Origin of the sequence: Kosakonia sp. PSU_27 (genome assembly GCF_039409795.1) — a bacterium.
GTDB lineage: Bacteria > Pseudomonadota > Gammaproteobacteria > Enterobacterales > Enterobacteriaceae > Kosakonia.
In genome coordinates, this window is record NZ_JBCIVK010000004.1 from 339322 (window position 1) to 360454 (window position 21133).

The window sequence follows — 21133 nt, forward strand, 5'->3', positions numbered from 1 at the left end:
TCATGCCAGCCGGGTGACAGGCGCCGTGGGCCACAATTTTCGGCCCACGAGCCCTGCGAGTTTCCTCGCCGTTAACGGTGTTCGCTCAGCGCGGCAATATCCTGCGGGGTAGTACGGCAGCATCCGCCAATAATTCTCGCTCCCGCCGCTAACCACTGGGGCAAATATGCCGCTAAGGATCCGCAGCTCCCGCCGTGTGTATGCCACGCCTTAGTAACGGCGTCATAGGTTTCACCAGAGTTCGGATAGACAACCAGAGGCAGCGCACTGAGGCTTTGCAGATGTTTGAGGGCGGCAGTGGTTTTGCTCAGCGCAATACAGTTAATTCCCAGAGCAACGATTTGGGGACAACCAGACAGCGCATTTACCACCTGGACCAGCGGTGTGCCGTCGCTCAAATGCTTGTCGTCACGTAAGGTGAAAGAGAACCACGCCTGCGCTTGCGGATATTCAGATAACAGGTCTGCCAGCGCGACGATTTCGGCGAAAGAAGGTAATGTTTCACAGGCCAGCAGATCGGCACCGGCATTGAGCAATGCATCAATGCGCGGGCGATGAAATGCCTGAAACGCCTCGTGGCTGCACGCGTAGTCGCCGCGATACTCCGAGCCATCTGCCAGATAAGCACCGTATGGCCCAACAGAGCCCGCCACCAGCAGCGGACCGGCATTGGGGTTTTCTGAGCGATAAATGTCACTCGCCTCTTTTGCCAGTTTCACACTCTGTGCAATCAGCGCTTTCGACTGCGCCTCAGTCAGCCCGCGAGCTGCAAAACCAGCGGGTGTGGCCTGGTAACTGGCGGTAATGGCTATCTGTGCGCCCGCCCGAAAGTAATCCAGATGCACGTCCCGAATACGCTGCGGATTTTCCATTAACACTTTGGCCGACCAGAGATTATCGACAAGGCTGCATCCGCGCGCTTCAAGCTCAGTGGCCAGGGCACCATCCAGCACAGCAAAGGGATGATGTTCAAGCAGCGTGGTCATGGAGTTACTCTGCGGCATAGTCAGCCTCCTTCAAGGTTGTTTTCCGGGTGAGAAAATAGGCACCGTAGCAAAAGGCGACAAACGGCAGACCACAATAGAGCGCAATGCGTTGATCCGCATCGAACGCCAGCCCGATGCAGGCCAGCAGACACAGCACGAATCCAAGTACCGGCACCAGCGGATACCAGGGTGCCCGGTATTTCAATGCCGCAGATGACTTGCCCGACTGTAAGTGGCGACGACGAAAGACAAAGTGGGCCGCGCAGATGCTGAGCCAGACCGCGACAACGGCAAAGCCTGAAATGGCACTGAGCGCAACGAAGACAGTATCAGGGGCAATCACACTCGATAACAGCGCCAGCAGACCACCAAGCATCGAGACAGAAAGTGCTATCAACGGCACGCCATTTTTGTTGACACGGGCAAAACAGCCCGGCAACGTTTTTTCGTTTGCCAGCGACCATAGCATACGACCCGAGGCGTAGAGCCCGGAATTCGCCGCGGAAAGGATAGCGGTCAGGATGACAAAGTTAAAAATATCTGCCGCATACGGAATGCCGATTTTTTCAAAGACCAGCACAAACGGGCTCTTCTCAACCCCGGCCACATTTGCCGGAACCAGCGCGGCAAGGACAAAAACGGTGCCGATAAAAAACAGGATCAAGCGGGCAATCGTCGCGCGGATCGCGACCGGGATAGCCTGGTGCGGATTTTCTGTTTCACCCGCCGCGATACCGATAAGCTCCGTACCGGAAAAAGCAAAATTGACCGCCACCATGGTCATCAGAATGGGCAGACCGCCGTGCGGGAACCAGCCTTCGCTGGTGAGGTTAGAAAGCCCCGGCGACGGTGAACCATCCTTCAGGGAGATAAACCCGAAAATCACCCCGCAACCCAGGATGATGAAGACGAGAATGGTCGCGACTTTAATCAGCGAAAACCAGAACTCCCCTTCGGCAAAGAAACGCGTTGAAATCGCGTTAAGACAAAAAATTACCGCACAAAACAGGGCGCTCCATATCCAGACCGGAACCTGCGGAAACCAGTACTGCATACAAAATCCGGCGGCGGTAAAACTTGAGCCCAGTGCAACTGTCCAGGTAAGCCAGTATAGCCATGCCACGGTATACCCTGTCGCCGGACCGATATAGCGCGCCGCATAGACATGAAAAGCGCCGGTTACCGGCATCGCCACGGAAAGCTCGCCAAGGCACTGCATCACCAGCCAAACGACCAGCGCCCCAATCAAATACGCCAGCAGTGTCCCTGCCGCCCCCGTAGTGGAGATGATGTATCCGGTATTAAAAAATAACCCTGTGCCAATGACGCCGCCCAATGACAGCATAATCAAATGGCGGGTTTTCATGGTGCGCTTAAGCTCGCCATTTTCTTGTTGTGTTTGCATACCACCTTCTAAACGTATAGATGTCTAAATGTCCGTTCCGGGGTACTTTATATCGTCATTATCAACAAAAGGCCAGCACCGGGCTGACATCCGGGTTGAGACACGCAGAAGCAAGGGGCGAACAAAGATCGGGAAAGCGGTTTTTTCAGCGCACGACCGGGAGGAAACAAGATAAGAATGTCGGGTATCCGGATGCCCCGCCGCAGGAGTGAAAATATCTGTGGCTGTGGGAATGAGTCCTTTTGAAGGGGTTATACCAGCGGGCTTTTGCAGCGCAACGACGCAAGCGATACAACCCTGCGCCCTCTGGTGTAACCCGACGAGACGTAAATCCATTATTTTCAATTACATGGATTATGGACTCAGGTGAAATCCGATAATTTTTGCCCGGAAACGATCAGCTCGTTGAGCAACATCTGACGGCGCTCCTCCGGCGTATCGCGACTCACCATAAAGCAGATTGCGGCGACCGCTTGCCCGCTTCGGGAACGAATCGGTGCGGCCATACAGCAGGTAAAACTCTCTGATAAGCCTTCCGTCAGGCAATATCCCTGCTGTCCGGCACGATGGATATCTTCGAGGAAGGCCTGTTTGTCGAGGACTTGCCCGCTCGCCAGACGGTAGTCCTCTTCGGGGATGAGGTCGAGAATGGCACTATCCGACCAGTTACTGAGCAGCAGGCGACCGGTGGCAGTCCACGGAATCGGTACCCGCACCCCGACATCTGAGGTGATTTTGAACGGGTGGGCATTACTTTCCGACAGCACGACGGTGTACTTATTCCCTTCCAGCATACAGAGCTGCACCGTCTCGCCATGACGGGCAACGATCTCAACCATTAACTGATGTGAGCGGCGGATCAGATCGTTATGGGCCATGTAGTCCGCACCGTAATAGTGCATTTCACGGCCGAAGAACACCGCGCCGTCGGCATCCAGTTCAAGCAACCCGGCCTCACTCAGCAGGTTAACAAGTTCATATACGCTGGAACGCGGCGCGCCGGTGGCGTCGATCAAATCGCGCATCGCCATGGGCTGACGAGCGATATGCAACTGGCGAAAAATGTCGATAACCCGGTTAACACCGCGCGCCCGCGATGGCTTCTCGTCCGGCATAAGCAAATTCTCCTGATGCAGTCGGGCGGTCGCGCCAGACAGTAAAAAAGAAAAGCATCATACACCCAGCGTCGTCGTTAACCCATCCCCGTTAATTAAAATTTCATCGCCAGCGTTTATATTTCTTTGTTCTATTTTGGGGCCTCATTTTAGCGCATGACCTGCAGGTTATTTTTTTAAATAACGACAGCGGTAACATTTCCGGCCAGGAATTTCCTTCATTACTTTTTTATTTTGCGATCGCGACAACATCACGAGAAATTAAATTCTCCGCGATATATTGCAAAAGCAAAAAACCTGTGCAAATCTTGCTCTATCCGATATTGCAGATATCAGTCTGATATAACAGACAACAATCATCCGCTACTAACGGGTATTCTCAGAACCAAAAGGAGCAGCGTTGCATGACGATTAAGCGTTATGGCATTGAAGGCGGCACCGGTACGGGTGGGCAGAAACTGCCGTTCGCACGGGCAGTTGAGGCCGATGGCTGGCTGTATATCTCAGGCCAGACACCGATGCGCGAGGGCGAAGTGGTGGAAGGCGGTATCATCGAACAGACGCAACTGGCGTTCGATAACTGTCTCACCATCATGCGGGAAGCAGGTTATCGCGTGGAAGATGTTGTACACGTTACGGCGGTATTAACCGACGCGCGCTATTTCAGTTCATTTAATAAAGTATTCAGAGAGATATTTAGTGATAATCCGCCAGCACGTATTTGTAGCGTGCAGGATTTAGTGGTCGACTGCAAAGTGGAAGTGGATATGAAATGTTTCCGCGCTGACCGCAAATAATTAAAACCGTAAAAACAGGCTGCGCTTTTTATTTTTTTCTTCGTCAACACCAGGACCGCCTGTTATTAATTGATGCTTTTGCTTTTTCACCAGAATATCCCGAAATAATCAGCGCTGCCGCTGCGCGGGCGATTGCCTGACTTATCACGGGTGACACGGTATTACGCCGTCTCGTCAAACATTAAAAGAGAGCATAAAAAATGAATGCAACAACATCGCTGAAATTAAGTGCCGCAGCACTGGCCGGCGCGCTGGTTTTGCTGGCTGCCGCAGGCTGTACGCCGACCGAAGAGAAAAAAGAAGCGGGTGCAGCGCCGCAGTCTGCACTGCAAACCGTCCTGCAGCGCGGCACACTGCGCGTGGGCGACTGCCTGAGCTTTGCCCCGTTTGGTTTTTACGATAAAGACGGCAACCCGGATGGTTATGACGTCGATCTGGCCAAAGCGCTGGCGAAAGAGATGGGCGTCAAACTGGAGATGGTCAACACCACCAGCGCCAACCGCATCCCTAACCTGCAAACCAATAAAGTCGACGTGGTGTTCTGTAACTTCACCCGCAATCTGGAGCGCGCCAAAGAGATCGGTTTCACCAACCCGTATGTCGTGGCGAGCGAAGCCATGCTGGTGCGTAAAAACAGCGGCATTCAGTCCGCGCATGACATGGCCGGAAAAACCATCGCCACGGTGAAAGGTTCCACCAACGGCGACGAAGTGCGCAATCTCGGCATCGACGTGAAAATTCAGGAGTACGACTCATCCCAGGCGGCGATTCTGGCGGTGAAGCAGGGACAGGCTGATGCGATGATCGAAGATAACAACTTCCTCGCCTATCAGGCGAAGCTCGATCCGTCGCTGACCGTGACCAACGAAGCGCTGGTGCCGCTGGAGTACAACGCCTTTGGCGTGAAACAGGGCGATCAGGTGTGGACCAACTATCTGAACGAATTCCTTTTTGAAATCAACGCCTCCGGCGAGAACGCGCAGCTGTATGAGAAATGGTTTGGCAGTAAACCGCGCTACCCGCTGAATCCGCAATACTGATTGTTCGCCCGCGGTGCAGCAACCGATGCTGCACCGCCTGAAGGAGTCACACCATGAGTTATCAATGGCTAACCCTGTGGCGCTACGCCGACACCTTTCTGGACGCCGCCTGGCTGACGCTACAGGTCACGCTGCTGGCGTTTATCCTGGCGGTGGCACTCGGGCTGCTGGCTGCGCTGGCAAAATCCTCGCCGCTGGCGCCGGTACGCTGGCTCAGCCACTGTTACGTCGAGTTCATCCGCAATACCCCGGTGCTGTTGCAAATTTTCATTATCTTTTTTGGTCTGCCGTCGTTGGGTATCACCATGAGCGCCTTTACCGCAGGCGTGCTGGCGCTGGGGATTAACGTGGGCGCTTATCTGTCGGAAACCTTCCGCGCCGGCATTCAGTCAGTCGCGAAGGGGCAGCTCGAAGCGGCGTATATCCTCGGGATCCCGCGCCGACAGATCTTCCTCAGCGTGGTGCTGCCGCAGGCGGCGCGCGCGGTGTGGCCTGCCATTATCAATAACCTGATTCAGTTACTGCTCGGCACGTCGCTGCTCTCCGCCATCGCGCTGCCTGAACTGACCGGCACTGCAACGGTGATCAATGCGCGCACCCTGCTCTACATCCAGACCTTCAGTATTGTCGCGCTGGTCTATCTGCTGCTGAGCAATCTGTTCTCATGGCTTGGCAACATGGCAGGACGCCGGATGTTCCATCCGCCGCTGGTGACGCCGGTAAAAAAGCCCGGCTGGCAGTGGGCAAAAAAATGGCTGATTAACCCAGCGAAACGGGAGAATGCCCTATGAGCGAACTTATCATCAACTCGCTGCCAATCCTGCTGAAAGGCCTGGTCATCACGTTACTGCTCTCTGTCGCCGCTATCGTTGGCAGCACGCTGCTCGGGTTACTGGCGGCAGTGTTACGCACCAGCCGTTTGCCGGTCGCCAGACAGATCGCCGTGCTCTATACCGAACTGTTTCGCGGGACGCCGGTACTGATCACGCTGATGTTTATCTATTTCGGCGTGGCGTACTTCGGCTATGAAATCAATCTGTTCGCCGCCGGGATCCTTGGCCTGAGCATTTATCAGGGCGCTTACATTGCCGAAGTATTCCGCGCCGGGATTGAAGCTGTCCCCAAAGGCCAGTGGGAGGTGTCGTGGATCCTTGGTCTGACAAAACGCCAGACGTTTCTAAGCGTGATCCTGCCGCAGACGCGCGGCATCGTGCTGCCGCCGCTGGTGGGTCAGTATCTTTCGCTGATTAAAGATACCTCGATTGTCAGCATGATCGGCATGTCGGAATTGATGCACCAGGGCCAGGCCATTGTCGATCGCATCGGTCAGCCGGTGGTGATTTACGGCCTGGTGGCCCTGCTCTACTTCGTTGTCTGCTTTCCGCTTTCCCGTTGGGTTCAACATCATCAAACCAGGAGCCAGTTATCATGAGCAAATCCGCCATTACGCTGAGCCAGATCACCAAATCCTTTGGCTCAACCCAGGTACTGAAAGAGATAAGCCTTGATGTGTCGCCCGGCGAAGTGCTGGTGCTGATTGGCGCATCCGGTTCCGGCAAAAGCACTGTATTACGCATCATGAGTGGGCTGGAAACCGCCGATGGCGGGGAAATCTGGGTGAATGAAGTACCGCTGCACGACCGCAAACGCAGCAGCGAAATCTGTGGCCACGTCGGCATGGTGTTTCAGCAGTTCAATCTGTTCCCCCATAAAACCGCGCTCGGTAACGTGACGCTGGCGTTGATTAAAGCGCAGAAACTGTCCGAGGCCGAAGCCAATAAACGCGGTATGGCGGCTCTGAGCCGTGTCGGGCTGGCCGAGCGCGCGCACCATTATCCGGCCCAGCTCTCCGGCGGTCAGCAGCAGCGCGTGGCGATTGCCCGCGCGCTGGCGGTGGAGCCGAAAATTATGTTTTTCGATGAAGCGACGTCCGCGCTCGATCCCGAACTGGTTGGCGAAGTGATGGAGGTGATGCGCAGCCTGGCGCGTGAAGGTATGACCATGGTGGTGGTCACCCACGAAATGGGTTTTGCGCGTAAAACCGCTGACCGCGTGGTGTTTATGGATCAGGGCGTGATCGCCGAGCAGGGTTCGCCGGAGCAGATCTTCGTCAATCCGCAGAATCCGCGCACCCAGCAGTTCTTATCGCGTGTGCTTGAGCACTAACAGGAGGCATGATGTCGATTCACTTTCCCCTGCAGGCGGACGGCGCGCTGGATGCGCTGCAACCTGCGCCGCGTTTTAAATCGGTCGCCGGATCCGGTAATCAGCCGCTGGCTAACGGTGTCCAGGTCTTTAACAGCCCGGATGTGTTTTCCCCCCTGATGGTGATGAAGCAATCCGCACTGGAGAATAACCTGCGTCAACTGGCAGCGTTTTGTCGTGAGCAAGGCGTAATGCTGGCGGCACACGGCAAGACCTCAATGTCTGCGGCGATCCTGCGCCGCGCCGTCACTGAAGGCGGTGCCTGGGGATTGAGCGCCGCCACCCCTGCGCAGGTTCGCGCCTTGCGCCAGTTCGGCATTCGTAACGTCTTCCTCGCCAATGAACTGGTCGACCCTGCCAGCATTCGCTGGATAGGCGAATGGCAAAAGCAGCATCCCGACCATAATTTCCTGTGCTACGTCGATTCGCTACAGGGTGTTCGTCTGCTGGAGCAACATCTCGGCGACAGCCGCATTGCAGTCCTGCTGGAAATGTCGGTCAGCGGCGGGCGCACCGGCTGCCGTTCACCCGCTGAAGCACTGGAGATTGCCGCCGCGATTGCCGCCAGCCCTGCCCTGCAACTGGTGGGTGTTGCGGGTTATGAAGGCGCACTCGGTGCAGGACGTGATGCCGCAGGCGTGCAGCGCGTCAAAGATTACTGCCAGATGCTGATCGCCACGGCGGCGCTACTGGCTGAAAAACAGTTGTTTGCCAGCGAGCAGATTATCCTCAGTGCCGGTGGCGGCGCATGGTTCGACGTGGTGTCGGCGTGTTTTACGGCCGCGAATCTGCCACTGCCCATGACGCCGCTGATTCGATCCGGTGCTTACATGGCGCACGACAGCGGGCTGTACGCGCGCATTGCGCCTTTTGCGCAGCCCGGAGCTACGCATCATTTCACCGCTGCGCTGGAGATCTGGGGACGGGTGTTGTCGCGCCCCGAGCCAGGCCTCGCGTTTGTTGATTTCGGACGCCGTGATGTGCCGTTCGATCAGGATCTGCCCAATCCGCTGTGGGTGCGCAATATCGATGGCAGCGCCCCGCGTGCTGCGTCTGGCATGCGTATTAGCGAGGTGAACGATCAACATGCCTATTTGTTGCTGCCACAAGAGGATGCGTTAAAGCCCGGCGACTGGGTGGGCTGTGGTATTTCGCATCCCTGTACCGCCTTCGATAAATGGCGGTACTTGCCGCTGGTAGACGATGATTACTGCGTCACGGATTCACTGGAAACCGCATTCTGAGCCAAACATCGGGCGGTAACGGTGCGATAGGTCGCGCTGTTTTTACCTGTGCGATTGCACCGCGCTTATCCGTTCTTTAACTACCACGATATGCAGGCCGGGAAGCGATTATTCCGGCCAGTACGATTCGGCTTTCACTTTTAATAAATGGCGTAAACGCTGCGCTTCCTTTTGCGGTGGACAACCAAAGAACCGGCTGAATTCTCTGCTAAATTGTGTCGGACTGAGGTAGCCAACCCTGAAAGAGGCTTCGCTGGCCGTGACATTGCGCTTCACCATTAAAAAACGCGCCTGGTGCAGCCTGATGGAAATCAGATACTGTTTGGGTGTTGTGCCGGTGAATGCCCTGAAATGGCGATGAAAAGAGGGAGAGCTCATGCCCGCTTCTTTAGCCAGCGTCTCCACGTCAACAGGCTCCATAAACCGGGTATGCATCGTGCGGATGGCGGCAGCAATTTGTCTGAAATGCCCTTTACCGGAGAGGGCCGCTCTGATGGCGGCTCCCTGCGTATCGATCAGGACGCGATAATAAAGTTCTTTCAGAATACCCGGCCCCAGAATTCTGGCCTGCTCCTCATCAGAAAGCGCCAGCAGAAGGCGATATACCGTGTCGGCCAGTTCTTCTCCCAGCGGGCTGGAAAACATGATTCCCGCCTGCTCATTTTCGCTTACCTCGCTTTCGCCCATTTCAATCAGTAATTCGGCAATCGTGGCGACATCAAGCGATACGGACATAGCCAGCAGCGGTTCTTGCTGGCTGGCAGTCGTCTGGCTGTTGAAAGGAAGAGGCGCTGAGACCACCAGATAATGTCCGGGATCGTAGGTAAATTCCCGCCCGCCCATCAAAGCGGTTTTCTTTCCCTGCAGCACAATGACAATGCACGGTTCGTAAAGGACGGGCGTGTGGGGCATCGACTCATTGACCCGCAACAGTTTTATCGCCGTCATACGGGTGCGCGAGTAGCCCTCATCAGGCGCAAGCGCCACCAAAGCAGGGATCATTTTTCGCGTAAGGCTTGAGGTAAGTCCGGACACTGCCCCTCCGAATATATAAAAAGATAATTTTTTTGCGTCTTCATAAGGTTATCGAACCCAATTCTGACAGAAAAAGATAATCTTTGTACAGGAACCTTCATTGTTGCATTGCTCTGCTTCCCCTATTCTTTTCGCAGCAAAAGAAAAGCGCAGACGTTATGCATTTCCCTTGTGAATCAATATGCTGCCTTCTGACAGGCACTGGCGGGAAAACGTCGCTCTGAGACGCCCCGCTGCCGCCTGTCGCGCCTGGCGTCGTTTAAACAGATCCCCCGCTTTTCACACCGTCAGATCGGCAGCGCAATCAGATCAATACCGGCGGCTGAAGGCGATGACGTTCAGGCGAGGCAATGCAAAATTTGAGGAATAAAAATGGCAGATTTTTTGGGATTAACGAACAAAGTGGCAATTGTCACGGGTGCCGCAGGTGATATTGGCAGGTTCACCGTAAAACGTCTTGTTAGTCATGACGCGAAGGTGCTGGCTCTCGATATCGACCCGGCAGTTCATGCCCTGGCACAGCGCAATCAGGTGGTGACGCAGATATGCGATGTCAGCCAGGAACAGGAAGTCATCAGCGCCTTCACTCTCGCGCAGGCGGAATTCGGCGGCGTGGACATTCTCATCAACAATGCGGGTAAGACCCTGAATAAACTCGCTACCGAAACATCCGTTGAAGAGTGGGACAGCATTATGGCCATTAATGCCAGAGGGTATTTTCTCCTGAGCCGGGAAAGCCTGAAGGTAATGCAGCCCCGCAGGCAGGGAGCGATTGTCAATGTGGCCTCCGTAGTGAGCATGGTGGGCATGAAAGCCACGTCCGCTTATTCGGCTTCTAAAGGCGCCATCGCGCAACTGACGAAAGTGCTGGCGCTGGAAGCCGCTGAGTATGACATCCGGGTTAATGCCGTCGCCCCCGGCGTCGTCGAAACAAATATTCTGTCCGGCATAGTGGAAGACAGTCGGGCGACGCTTGCCAGCTACGGCCACGCGCATCCCCTTGGACGAGTGGCTCAGCCGGAAGAAATTGCGCAAGCCATTATCTGGCTTGCCTCACCGAAAGCGAGTTTCGTGACGGGAACGGTATTAATGGCGGACGGCGGTTATACCGCACAGTAACAAGGAGCCAGTGATGAAAAAGCAGAGCATTTTAATTATCGGAGCCGAGAAAGGGCTGGGTCATGGGCTGACAGCAGCCTATCTGGAACGGGACTGGGACGTTTTCGCCACACACTTACCGGAGTCGGATATCTCCGCCCTGCGCGCGCTGGCAGAGATCTACCCTGGCAATCTGATGACCGGCGAGGTGGATGTCACCAACAGCGCCCATATCGGGCCACTTCTCGACAGGCTCCGCGAACGGCAGTTTGACGTTATTTTTATGGTGGCCGGAATTTACGGCCCCTTGCATCAGTCCGTGTTGCAGGCATCTGACGCGGAATTCCAGCAAATTATGCTGACCAATGCGTTTGGCCCTGCCCGCCTGGCCCGGCACCTCCTGCCGGTACTTAAGCCTGCGGGAAGCCTGGTTTTTATGTCGTCGCATCGGGGGAGTATCGCCAGCAATACCGAACCGGGGATCGGTCTTGAGCTTTACCGGGCCAGTAAAGCGGCGCTGAATATGCTGGCGCGTTGTATTTATAGGGATATCAGCCAGGTAGCACAGACGGTACTGTCGATTCATCCTGGCTGGGTGGCGACGGCGATGGGCACGCTGGATGGTACGGTGGATGCGGAGATCGATGTAAAAACCAGCGTCAATGGCATGATCAGTGTGATTGAGCAACACCGCAACGCCAGAAGCCACCTGTTCCTCGATTACGAGAACAACAGCTGGCCCTGGTAATAACCGACAAACCAGCCTGTATCTTTTCCAGGTTTACCCCGGCCTCGGGAATACACATCCGGGGTTAGCCTGTTGGCGTTATTCAGAGAGCCGGGGGGATTGCTCAGGCCTCAACCCGCCTGTCGTATTTATTTTCCTCCGCATGCGTTCGATCGTATTCAGCCTGCGCCAGTGCAATGGCCGGACCAAACTCCTGCGCCCAGTTCGCCAGCGCAATAAAAGGCTGCTGCAGTGACTGCGCCAGCGGCGTAATAGTGTATTCCACACTCACCGGATGCGTGGAGAGAACGTGACGATCAATTAAACCGTTTCGCTCCAGACGTTTCAGCGCATCGGCCAGCGCTTTGTGGGTAATTCCGTCCAGCCGTCGGCGAAGTTCATTGAACCGGCAAGGTTCCGTACACAGCACCGTCAGAATTAATATCGACCATTTATTGGTGATATGTTCTAACACCAGGCGGGTATTTCGTTGTTCTATCAGGCAATTATCGTGGTTTTCTGGCATGGCGGTATAGTCACTTATAGTTGGTATAGCGAAAGTGCGTAATTGATATTAAGTATAGAATTTATATCATCTGTTTTCGAGACCTCAACCGGAGAAATCAGATGGGCAAGATAGAGAAAAAAGTCGCTGTGGTGCTTGGTGGTGCAAAAGGGATTGGGCTGGCGATCAGCCAGCGTTTAGCCACCGAGGGGGCTGTTACCTGGTTCACTTCACGGCGGGCAGAAGAGCTTGAGACAGCCAAAAGCAAAATATCAGGGACCGCGATGCCGCTGCAGGCCGATGTCAGTCAGAAGAACGAACTGAGCCGTATCATGCAGACCATTGCTGAAAAATCAGGTCAGATAGATATCCTGATCATCAATGCCGGAATGTCGGAATACGCCCCGCTTGAAGAGGTAAGTGAAGAGCATTTTGACCAGACGTTTGGCCTGAATGTTCGCTCCCCCGTTTTTGCCCTGCAGGCAGCATTGCCGTTGTTGAAACCCGGCAGCAGTGTCGTTCTCATCGGTTCAATTGCTGATGTTCTCGGCACACATGGATACGGCGTCTACTCGGCCAGCAAAGCCGCACTGCGCTCTTTTGCCCGCACCTGGACACGCGAGCTTGCCGCGCGCGGTATCCGCGTTAACGTTGTTGCACCCGGACCGATAGACACAGACATGATGGCCGCAACCTCTGATGAGGTGCGTAAAGGCTTAACCAGCGCAATACCACTTGGCAGAATGGGCCAGCCTGAAGAGGTAGCCAACGCTGCATTTTTCCTCGCCAGTGACGAGAGTTGCTATATAGCAGGTGCTGAGATTTGCGTTGATGGCGGCATGACGCAGGTTTAAACCTTCATTCGACGGCCACCCCGGGATGGCCGTTCAAAGTAACGGCAATACCAGATGATATCGGCTATCCAGTCTGCAAATGCGCGCACCGCGCGAGAAAGAAAGCGTTGATGCGGGTACAGCACGTTGACCGGTACGGACAGCGCTCGTAATAGAGAACCACCCGACTCGCCAGGTTTATGGCATGTGCTGACCAGGCTGGTCCCGGCCAGCATCCCTGTAACTCTACGGGTCGCTTTTTGCGCAGTGAGGGTCAGTCTTTTCCTTGTGCAAAACTCAGGGCGAAGGGTTGATGCAGCGCCGGTAATGCAACGTACATGACAGGCAGCCCTGAGCGAGGAGCGGAAGCTCGAAGTTGCTCTTGCAGCGATAAAGGCATTACTAACAAAGCCGTATGTCTATAAACGGTGAGCAAGTCAGGGTATGCAAATGGAGTCTCAGGAACGGTGCGTGCAGTATTCGGGCAGAGTCTGCGACCTGAAAAGTTTGGGAAAGAGCTGAGTTGCCTGCGTTGATGAAAAATCCTAATGTAGAAGAAATTATTACTATTGATCCTGTAAGAATGGGCGAGAAAGCTATTTACGTGAGGGGGAATTATGATTCTTGAAGTCTCTCGGGGTCATATCCAAGTAAAAATTGGAGATAGAACGGCGACCGTTCAAGGTGAGATGTTCTTTCCCGGTAACAATAAAATTGGCTTTGTGTTGTACAAGGGGGCTTTGAGGTTTTGGGATGCGCCTAACCAAAGTCAGGTTATGACTGGCGATGATATCGATATGGTTATTGCTGATATTCAGGCCGATTTTTCCAAGGGAGGGCATACCTTAGAAATTGAACATTAGTATGGGCAAAAGGTTCTGGAGGGGCAGTTAACATTGGGCTATCGGTTGCGAGAACAACTACATAATAACAGGCACAATCCGGCTTCGATGCGCAGCTTAGTGCAGAACTGCTGGTAGACCCGCCTACTTTCGTCATTTCGGAGGGTATTCAGTTAATCCGCGATGAGACTGTTACCTCTCATACTGAATGTGAGAGATTTAACAGGCAGCCCTGAGCGAGGAGCGGAAGCTCGCACAATATAAAAGTAGCAAGGTTGCTTAAGTCATCAGAGCTGACAGCGGAGTGTTGACCATTTTGCAGGGTATCCGATGAATTCACGCAATGCGTCGAGAAATACCGTGCCGCTGTAAGCGGATGACGTAACGCGCGTAGCGCATATATTCCTGTAGATACATATGGTTGTGCAAATATTTCGGCAAGAGGAGTACCAACGCACCACGGTTAATGTCATCCCCAGCGATCCGCCAACAGAAACGCAATCCCCAGCCCTTCAATCGCCGCCTGACGAATTATTTCGAAATCATCACAACCGAACATGCGTAAACTACTGTTTTCTCAGACCGAAGGCCAGTCATGCTCGACCAGCAACGCAGATCCGCACCGTGCTGGACTGCCCCTACCCCGCCAGACGATCCTGCTCTGTAGTTAGGCTGACATGCGCTTATTATTTCCTTTATTTTTTAAGTCAGAGATTTATAACGTGTGTAGTATCACCTTCAAAGAAACGAACCACATTCTCAAAGGCTGCTTTGAAATATAATTCATACCCAGCTTTTTCTACATAACCCAGATGGGGCGTACACAGAACGTTCGGCATGTGTACGAAAGGGTTATCGGTATCATAGACAGGTTCTTGCTCGTAGACATCCAGAGCCGCATATCCGGGACGACCTTGCCGCAAAGCCTCATAAAGCGCACCGTCTGAAACAAGCTCAGCACGACTTGTGTTCACAAATAAAGCATCCCCTTTCATTTTAGAAAGATCACGGAGGGTAATATTTCCTTCAGTTTGCGCCACCAGGCGTTGATGTACTGTGATGATGTCAGAAGTGGAAAAAAACTGCTCTCGATTTTCCGGCACATGCAATCCAACGGCTCGAGCTTCTTCTTGCGCGCGCTCACTCCCCCATATTTGAACCCGCATCCCGAATGCCTGAGCATAATTTGCAATCTTCTTGCCTATTTTCCCGTATCCCAGTATTCCAATAAGCTGATTATTTACCGCAGAACCCATTTCTGTCTGCCACAACCCTTTTTTCATGGCGTCCACTGACGAAATTAATTTTCTTCTGGAAGCCATAATTAACAGCCATGTTAATTCAGCAGGTGCAACAGGCGAACCAATACCTTCAACTATGGCAACACCAGCCCGGGTACATGCATCAATATTGACATTTCTGGCTAACTTGCCAGTTTGACTGATCAGTTTCAGATTAGGCGTACGTCTTAAAAAAGCGTCGTCAATAACCGTTCGCTCTCTGATTAATATTAATGCCTGTGCAGTAGCAAGCTGGTTTTCAATATGGGGAGTTTTACTCAAATCCCCAACGGAAACACAGGAGTATTTATCATTGCTTTGCAGAAAGTTAAGCGAGGTTGTAGCTAACTGGTAATCATCTGGAATAAGAACTTGGATAGACATTCTTCACCCTGATTCTGGATTAGTATCACATTCATATTATTTCAAACAAGGATGAAGCTATATCTTATTATTTAGCTTTCCCTGCCACTAATAATGATCCATTTGCTGAACAATTTAAGTTTATCAGGAAGATGTCTCTTGTAAAGACCACGCTAAAGGAATGTTATTTGTTTTACACCAGTATTTAAAATCACGAAACAATACATATCCAATATAAAACTTTATACTTAGAGTGATTATTCCACTGTAAAGCCAGATTAGATGCGGTTCCACTTAGACCTGAACCTCAAAACCATCCATGGGCGATCATTTTATTTCATTTAAAAGATATCAATATTTCGAACGCTACATCTTTCTGTTTGGATGGTTGAATTTAAAAATCAAAACAGCGAAAGCATCAGAGAGTAATAAACTCTCCAAGTGCACTGCAATCACACCACAACCGTAACGCAGCAGATGTCGCTGCGTTTGTAAGAGGATATTGAACCTGTGAACCGCCGATAGTGCACGAGGCACTCCACTGGCGTCGTCACTTTTCGGACCAGGACATCTGAAACCATGGCAACGCAATTTTTTTAATCAAGGCTTGAACGACGGTATTTCATTGATGATCAGAAGCCTTAAAACAAGCGATTGAGAAACAAAATATCATACAGGTCATGCTGTTACCCGGTATGTGGATTCATAGCCTTACACCGGGTTTTAAGGTCTGCAAAACTCACAGGACGGATGTGAAACGACACCCCAACCAATTCAATGCATTGTCAGAAATTCCGTGAGGTTTAACTCCCGACGAAGGGGGGAAGTGAACTGAAAGCTACTCTGCGAGAAGCGGACCTTTTTATATTCTTTTAGCCATTCAAATTACCGTTTAAAGCGCCACCCGCGTCACATCCCAGCAGCCCTTTCACTGGTCTGCTGGCGAGTGATTATGTGTTGAGATGCCTGCCTGAACGAGACTGGCTCTCCCGGAACGAAAAATGAGGTTTGGCATTTTTGCCGTTACACCATTATAAGTACACATTCACTATGCCCACTTACTGTATCTGACGAGCAATTTTATGAATGAAAACAACGCCTGGAGCAAGCGCTATACACTCACTGTAAAAAGCCAGCCGAAAGCAATATGGCAGGCCTTTGTCGACACCGATAACTGGAAACGATGGAACCCTGGCGTAAAGTCAATCACTATCGAGGGGCCATTTCATACGGGAACATGGTTCACGATGGAGCTACCTGAAGGAGAGGTTGTCCGTAGTCAGCTTACTGATGTTTCTGAAGAAAAATATTTCATTGACGAGACCTGGGTGGATGAAACACGGGTCAACGTTGAACATCGTATTGAGGCATCCGGCCCCGATGAGAGTATCGTGACGTATGCAATCAGTACCCAGGGTCCCCAGGCTAAGGCTTTCGGAGAGGGGATCAGCTCGGACTTCCCGGAAGTCATGGCGGGATTGGCTACATACCTGGCCGAAACAGGCTCAATGTAATGGCATCTGAATTCCTGTTTTGTCGGCGGGTGGATGATGATCCTGGCGGAATGGCCACAGAGCATAACGGTTTGGTACATGCTGGCATTTCTTAAGTCATCAATTTGAGAAAAATTATGAAAAAATCGATAGTTCCTGAAGAATTTCAGCATTATTTCGATGACTGGCACTTCTCCCCCGTCATCGACGCTGATGGCACAGTGTACCTTTCAGGTGTTACCGCAGCACGTAAGGACAAACCGATAAGTAAGCATCCGGAAGAACAATTCCATGATGCGTTTTATAAGCTTGGCGTTTATTTAAACGCCGCCGGTTTGGGCTATGAACATATACTTGAGATGACCACTTTTCATATTGATCTTAAAAAACATATTGACGTTTTTTCGAAAGTAAAAGATGAGTATATAAAGGCGCCATACCCGGCATGGTCCGCCATTGGCGTATCAGAATTCATTCCAGAAAATGCGCTTGTGGAAATGCGGATTGTGGCTAAAAGGTAATTTCCGCATGTCAAATTTTATGAGGATTGCACCGTGAGTGCTAAATTAATTGAGCCTTTGATGTCGGATTTATATATCCTGGAGCCCTTAGACAAATCTCATGCTAACGAAATGTATGCAGGATTATGTTCTGTTGCCGATTATAAGTTTATACCGACCAACCCACCGGCAAGCCTGGATGAGTTGATAGCGCGTTATGAGAGAATATCTCAGCGTTACTCGCCGGATAAGAGCCAAATATGGCTAAACTGGGTCATTATACATCGTCAGTCTGGTGCATACCTTGGGTATGTCCAGTCGACCATTATGGTTGAAAAAAACTGGGCATATATTGCTTATCATGTGTTTGGCAGGTATCAGAAACGCGGGGTGGCAAAACAGTGTGTGCGGATGGTAATAGATTTTTTATTTAAACATTATAATTTATCTCATGTCGACGCATTGATTGACTCTCGTAACCTGGCCTCAATTGGTTTAGTGGAATCTTTGAAACTAAAGAAAATTAATGAGCTGAAAGATGCGGACTTTTTCAAAGGTTCGACCAGCGATGAATTTCATTATAGAATTTTTAATAATGAATGGACGACAAAAGCGTGAGGTTATAATTATACATCACAGGAACTATGAAAAATGATTAACCGACAGGGAAATAAAAGACGTTCATATAATAATTATTGACATTGCCCCCCATTTAACTATTGGAATATCGCTATTCGTCATGCCCTTCCCCCATCACACAGTCGCCTGTAAAGCCTGTTCAAATGAGAAACGTGTTTACTTTGAGCGGCCCCCTGCCAGTCAATCTCTCGATATACTTGCAAGGTTTGTACGCTTCTCGCACGAATGCGTCGGCCCTGAGCAGATATGCCCGCTCAGCACGAAAAGCGGACGCGGAGCCTGTTGCATCACGTATCCCTTAATCGTGACTACCTGAATTGGTAGTCCCCCTCTTCATGCGAACCTGAAAACTTGTGGCGTTTCGCGAGCCTGGGTATTCTCATTCAGGGTCCGTGCTGCCCGCCGCTCGCTTCCTGAAAGGAAAAGGTGAAAGCATGTAAGTTCTCAACCTCATTAATTTTAAAACTCTTGATGGTCGGGACGTGGTAATGCGAGCACCACCATTTCCTGACAGCAGGAGAAAATATGTTTTCCATCGAGCAAGCCAAACAAATGGCGGCAAAGTTAAAAGCCTCTCTTGAGTTGCGTGAACATAAGCTTTCTTATTCCACCGCGCTCGAAACGGTTGCACACCAGTTAGGCTTCAGAGACTGGAACACAGCGGCAGCAACGTTGCCCCCGCAGATCCCACAGTCTCAAATCCAATTCAGCAAACCCATCCCCATCCTGCGAATTTTTGATGTCCGCAAAGCACAGGAGTTCTATCTTGAATTTCTCTCATTCAGCGTTGAGTTTGAACACCGGTTCGAGCCCGGCTTACCGCTGTATATGGGCATTACCCGAGAAGGGTTGCAATTACATCTTTCTGAACATCACGGTGACGCCAGCCCGGGCGCAACGATATTTATCCCTTTGAATAATATCGAGCTGTTGAGAAATGAACTCCACGGCAAGCAATATGGATACGGCCGCCCGGAAATCGTGAAGCAAGACTGGGGAGACGTTATGGAAGTCCACGACCCGTTTGGCAACCGGCTGCGCTTCTGTCAACAAAGCTAGTTTGCCCTTCTTGAACAGGGGGATCGTCACCGGCGCTTTCCTCCTTATTAAGGCAGTCATGAATGGCACAAACCAGCCTGTCAATAACGCAACCTTGTCTGCCATGCGCGATAAGCAACCACGCGGTTTTCAGGCATATCCCCGGCGCCTTCTCTACTACCCGCATTGCAATGTGTCGCCCGCTCTGCGAGCGGTTATAGAAACGTTGAGAATTTAACGGATAAAGTGGATGTATCCCATGGTGGCTAAACGATGTCCGTTTGTACTCCAGCCCTGCCTCAGGAAAGTGGTGAGCAAAAGGCTGATGTCTGGGGTAATGGTGAAAATGACACGACAGGATTAATCATATTTCAGGCCTGGCAACGCGCTTTTAACGCCTTCTGGTTGCGTGTCAATCAGAGAGCTCGCGCTAATTTGCCGTTTTTCCCTTCCCGTAAACAGCCCTATTGGCATTTAAAAACTCAGGAATGTTTAATGAAATCTGAAGCGCTCCTTTCCAGACGTCACCTGAACTTTTTTATATTTACCGCTGCGCTGACTCTCTTCACGACAGGATATACACCTTCAGCTCATTCTGCAGACAGCAAACCTGTGAAGATCGCGGTTTACCGGGGGGAAGCGGGTTGCGAGGGCTGCTCGGAAATGGTTGTAAAATCGCTCATTAATACCGGCCTGAAACTCTCCATCAGCTATATGGGTGAGAACGAAAAGCTCACGTTGAACCGCCAGAACCTGAAGGGTTTTGATTTGTATATTCAGCCCGGTGGCGGACAGGACATCCCTGCGGCTTACGATGCGATAGGTGATGAGGGCGCTGACGCGATCCGGGATTTTGTCCGTTCCGGTAAGGGGTATCTTGGGATATGTATGGGCGCTTATCTTGCTGACAAAGACTGGATAGGGCTTATCAATCCCCCCCTTGATTCAGAAGCTGGCAGGCCGGGTGCAGAAGCTAATGATGAAGGAGACTACACGCTTTCCGTTAAATGGGGAGGCAAAGAGGAATCGTTTTACTATCAGGATGGCCCCTATCTGAGTAACAGCGCTGAAAGCCCCGGCTATACCCCCATCGCTTATTACCTGAATGGCGACGTTGCAATGGCGGCCTACACCTTTGGAAAAGGTAAGGTTGTGCTTACCGGCCCTCATCCAGAAGCTGATGAAAGCTGGATTGACGCAAGCAAACCCGGGTATATCCCTGCCGCAAGCAAAATGACACGCCTGCTGAAATATCTGGACCCGCAGAAAGATTGAACACCAACGGCGGCAATACGCGCCTCCCTGCCCCATCGCCAGGATATCGGGTATTCGTAATCGGGCCTGCCGTACCCTGGCATCGCAGTTCAGTATTATATTAATGACGTTGAAATTAACGCCCTGCTCAAATGCAGTGATTGGTTTCCAACAAAAACTATACCATTAACGCTGGTCTGCAATGTCGTTTCTAAATCAGCGCTGCGTATATAGTCTTTACAGACACGAAGCCCCTGACGGGGCTTTTTTTATAGCCATATTCTCTGAAAAATATCCTGCAAAAGGATTTCAATTAAGCAGCAGTCCCCCATTGATTCGCTTCTTAGATCAGATATAAACGCGACATCATGCCCTTGTCATACTCTGCATCCAGTCCCGCATGGATGCCGCAATAAAGGCGGCTTCCCCGGCCTCGAACATCCCTATTTCGCCGGATGCGTGATGAAATCGATCCTGTTCATCAAAAAAACAGTGCGTCTTATGATCGTGAGAATTGAGTACGCATCCACAGGGCTTACTCACGAGGAATGACTGGCGACATCAGTGCCTGCTCGCTTTGCTTTATGGGCCGGTAAGCTTGCGTATTTTGCGGTAAATCTTCGCATTGCTCACACCTTAAGCGAACAGTCATGAAAGCTTAAAATCTTGCTTGACCGTTTCAGTACAACTCCCTATAGTAGCGCCCCGTTGCCCCCAGTACTGGCTGGCAGCGA

The 21133-nt window shown here is 51.7% G+C and carries 21 protein-coding genes; 15 read left to right on the plus strand and 6 right to left on the minus strand.

Annotated elements, in window-relative coordinates; translation table 11 throughout:
* Window positions 1–71: 71 nt before the first annotated feature.
* The 3 genes from mmuM to AAIG26_RS11780 all read right to left on the minus strand — a co-directional run bounded on the left by mmuM (window position 72) and on the right by AAIG26_RS11780 (window position 3506).
* A complete protein-coding gene (gene mmuM, locus AAIG26_RS11770; RefSeq protein ID WP_343179877.1) occupies window positions 72–1004 on the minus strand; it encodes a homocysteine S-methyltransferase in 933 nt (310 codons plus the stop codon).
* Complete coding sequence (gene mmuP, locus AAIG26_RS11775; RefSeq protein WP_343179878.1) at window positions 991–2391, minus strand: S-methylmethionine permease; 1401 nt, start codon at window positions 2389–2391, stop codon at window positions 991–993. The genes mmuM and mmuP overlap by 14 nt, the downstream gene beginning before the upstream one ends.
* Before the next feature lie 362 nt (window positions 2392–2753).
* The gene (locus AAIG26_RS11780) at window positions 2754–3506 is read right to left on the minus strand and encodes an IclR family transcriptional regulator (protein WP_343179879.1); all 753 of its coding nucleotides are present in this window, start codon (window positions 3504–3506) and stop codon (window positions 2754–2756) included.
* A 404-nt stretch (window positions 3507–3910) separates the two neighbouring features.
* Here AAIG26_RS11780 and AAIG26_RS11785 point away from each other — a divergent pair, with 404 nt between their 5' ends.
* The 6 genes from AAIG26_RS11785 (at window position 3911) to AAIG26_RS11810 (ending at window position 8792) form a co-directional block, all read left to right on the plus strand.
* Window positions 3911–4303, plus strand: coding sequence for a RidA family protein (locus AAIG26_RS11785; RefSeq protein ID WP_007372873.1), 393 nt, complete (start codon window positions 3911–3913; stop codon window positions 4301–4303).
* Between the two features lie 200 nt (window positions 4304–4503).
* Window positions 4504–5343: a transporter substrate-binding domain-containing protein gene (locus tag AAIG26_RS11790; protein ID WP_249882262.1), complete on the plus strand. Its 840-nt coding sequence runs from the start codon at window positions 4504–4506 to the stop codon at window positions 5341–5343.
* Window positions 5344–5396: 53 nt separating this feature from the next.
* Window positions 5397–6134: an amino acid ABC transporter permease gene (locus AAIG26_RS11795; protein ID WP_343179882.1), complete on the plus strand. Its 738-nt coding sequence runs from the start codon at window positions 5397–5399 to the stop codon at window positions 6132–6134.
* A complete protein-coding gene (locus AAIG26_RS11800) occupies window positions 6131–6775 on the plus strand; it encodes an amino acid ABC transporter permease (RefSeq protein ID WP_045506919.1) in 645 nt (214 codons plus the stop codon). The genes AAIG26_RS11795 and AAIG26_RS11800 overlap by 4 nt, the downstream gene beginning before the upstream one ends.
* Window positions 6772–7509 (plus strand): amino acid ABC transporter ATP-binding protein, encoded by a 738-nt coding sequence (locus AAIG26_RS11805; protein ID WP_343179884.1) that lies wholly within the window; start codon window positions 6772–6774, stop codon window positions 7507–7509. Before AAIG26_RS11800 ends, AAIG26_RS11805 begins: the two co-directional genes overlap by 4 nt.
* 11 nt (window positions 7510–7520) lie before the next feature.
* Window positions 7521–8792 (plus strand): alanine racemase, encoded by a 1272-nt coding sequence (locus AAIG26_RS11810; protein WP_343180328.1) that lies wholly within the window; start codon window positions 7521–7523, stop codon window positions 8790–8792.
* Window positions 8793–8900: 108 nt separating this feature from the next.
* On the opposite strand, the gene AAIG26_RS11815 is transcribed toward AAIG26_RS11810, so the two are convergent.
* Window positions 8901–9827, minus strand: coding sequence for an AraC family transcriptional regulator (locus tag AAIG26_RS11815; RefSeq protein WP_343179885.1), 927 nt, complete (start codon window positions 9825–9827; stop codon window positions 8901–8903).
* 372 nt (window positions 9828–10199) lie between these two features.
* On the opposite strand from AAIG26_RS11815, the gene AAIG26_RS11820 reads away from it, so the two are divergent.
* Window positions 10200–10946, plus strand: a complete 747-nt coding sequence (locus AAIG26_RS11820; protein WP_343179886.1) for an SDR family oxidoreductase — start codon at window positions 10200–10202, stop codon at window positions 10944–10946.
* A gap of 13 nt (window positions 10947–10959) precedes the next feature.
* Complete coding sequence (locus tag AAIG26_RS11825; protein ID WP_343179887.1) at window positions 10960–11673, plus strand: SDR family oxidoreductase; 714 nt, start codon at window positions 10960–10962, stop codon at window positions 11671–11673.
* 103 nt (window positions 11674–11776) lie between these two features.
* On the opposite strand, the gene AAIG26_RS11830 is transcribed toward AAIG26_RS11825, so the two are convergent.
* Entirely contained in the window at window positions 11777–12178 is a 402-nt protein-coding gene (locus AAIG26_RS11830) for a helix-turn-helix domain-containing protein (protein ID WP_020457344.1), read from the minus strand.
* A 101-nt stretch (window positions 12179–12279) separates the two neighbouring features.
* Between AAIG26_RS11830 and AAIG26_RS11835 the strand changes: the two genes are divergently transcribed.
* The gene (locus AAIG26_RS11835; protein WP_020457343.1) at window positions 12280–13011 is read left to right on the plus strand and encodes an SDR family oxidoreductase; all 732 of its coding nucleotides are present in this window, start codon (window positions 12280–12282) and stop codon (window positions 13009–13011) included.
* A gap of 596 nt (window positions 13012–13607) precedes the next feature.
* Window positions 13608–13853, plus strand: coding sequence for an Imm74 family immunity protein (locus AAIG26_RS11840; RefSeq protein ID WP_343179888.1), 246 nt, complete (start codon window positions 13608–13610; stop codon window positions 13851–13853).
* 686 nt (window positions 13854–14539) lie between these two features.
* Here AAIG26_RS11840 and AAIG26_RS11845 read toward each other — a convergent pair.
* Entirely contained in the window at window positions 14540–15496 is a 957-nt protein-coding gene (locus AAIG26_RS11845) for a D-2-hydroxyacid dehydrogenase family protein (RefSeq protein ID WP_343179889.1), read from the minus strand.
* A 1061-nt stretch (window positions 15497–16557) separates the two neighbouring features.
* On the opposite strand from AAIG26_RS11845, the gene AAIG26_RS11850 reads away from it, so the two are divergent.
* The 5 genes from AAIG26_RS11850 to AAIG26_RS11870 all read left to right on the plus strand — a co-directional run bounded on the left by AAIG26_RS11850 (window position 16558) and on the right by AAIG26_RS11870 (window position 20420).
* The gene (locus tag AAIG26_RS11850; RefSeq protein ID WP_045506892.1) at window positions 16558–16989 is read left to right on the plus strand and encodes an SRPBCC family protein; all 432 of its coding nucleotides are present in this window, start codon (window positions 16558–16560) and stop codon (window positions 16987–16989) included.
* Between the two features lie 116 nt (window positions 16990–17105).
* Window positions 17106–17489, plus strand: coding sequence for a Rid family hydrolase (locus AAIG26_RS11855; RefSeq protein ID WP_269231290.1), 384 nt, complete (start codon window positions 17106–17108; stop codon window positions 17487–17489).
* 33 nt (window positions 17490–17522) lie between these two features.
* On the plus strand, window positions 17523–18086 hold the full coding sequence (locus AAIG26_RS11860; protein ID WP_254071703.1) for a GNAT family N-acetyltransferase: 564 nt from the start codon (window positions 17523–17525) through the stop codon (window positions 18084–18086).
* 546 nt (window positions 18087–18632) lie between these two features.
* Window positions 18633–19166: a glyoxalase superfamily protein gene (locus AAIG26_RS11865; RefSeq protein WP_097407842.1), complete on the plus strand. Its 534-nt coding sequence runs from the start codon at window positions 18633–18635 to the stop codon at window positions 19164–19166.
* A gap of 474 nt (window positions 19167–19640) precedes the next feature.
* A complete protein-coding gene (locus tag AAIG26_RS11870) occupies window positions 19641–20420 on the plus strand; it encodes a BPL-N domain-containing protein (RefSeq protein WP_343180329.1) in 780 nt (259 codons plus the stop codon).
* Window positions 20421–21133: the final 713 nt, after the last annotated feature.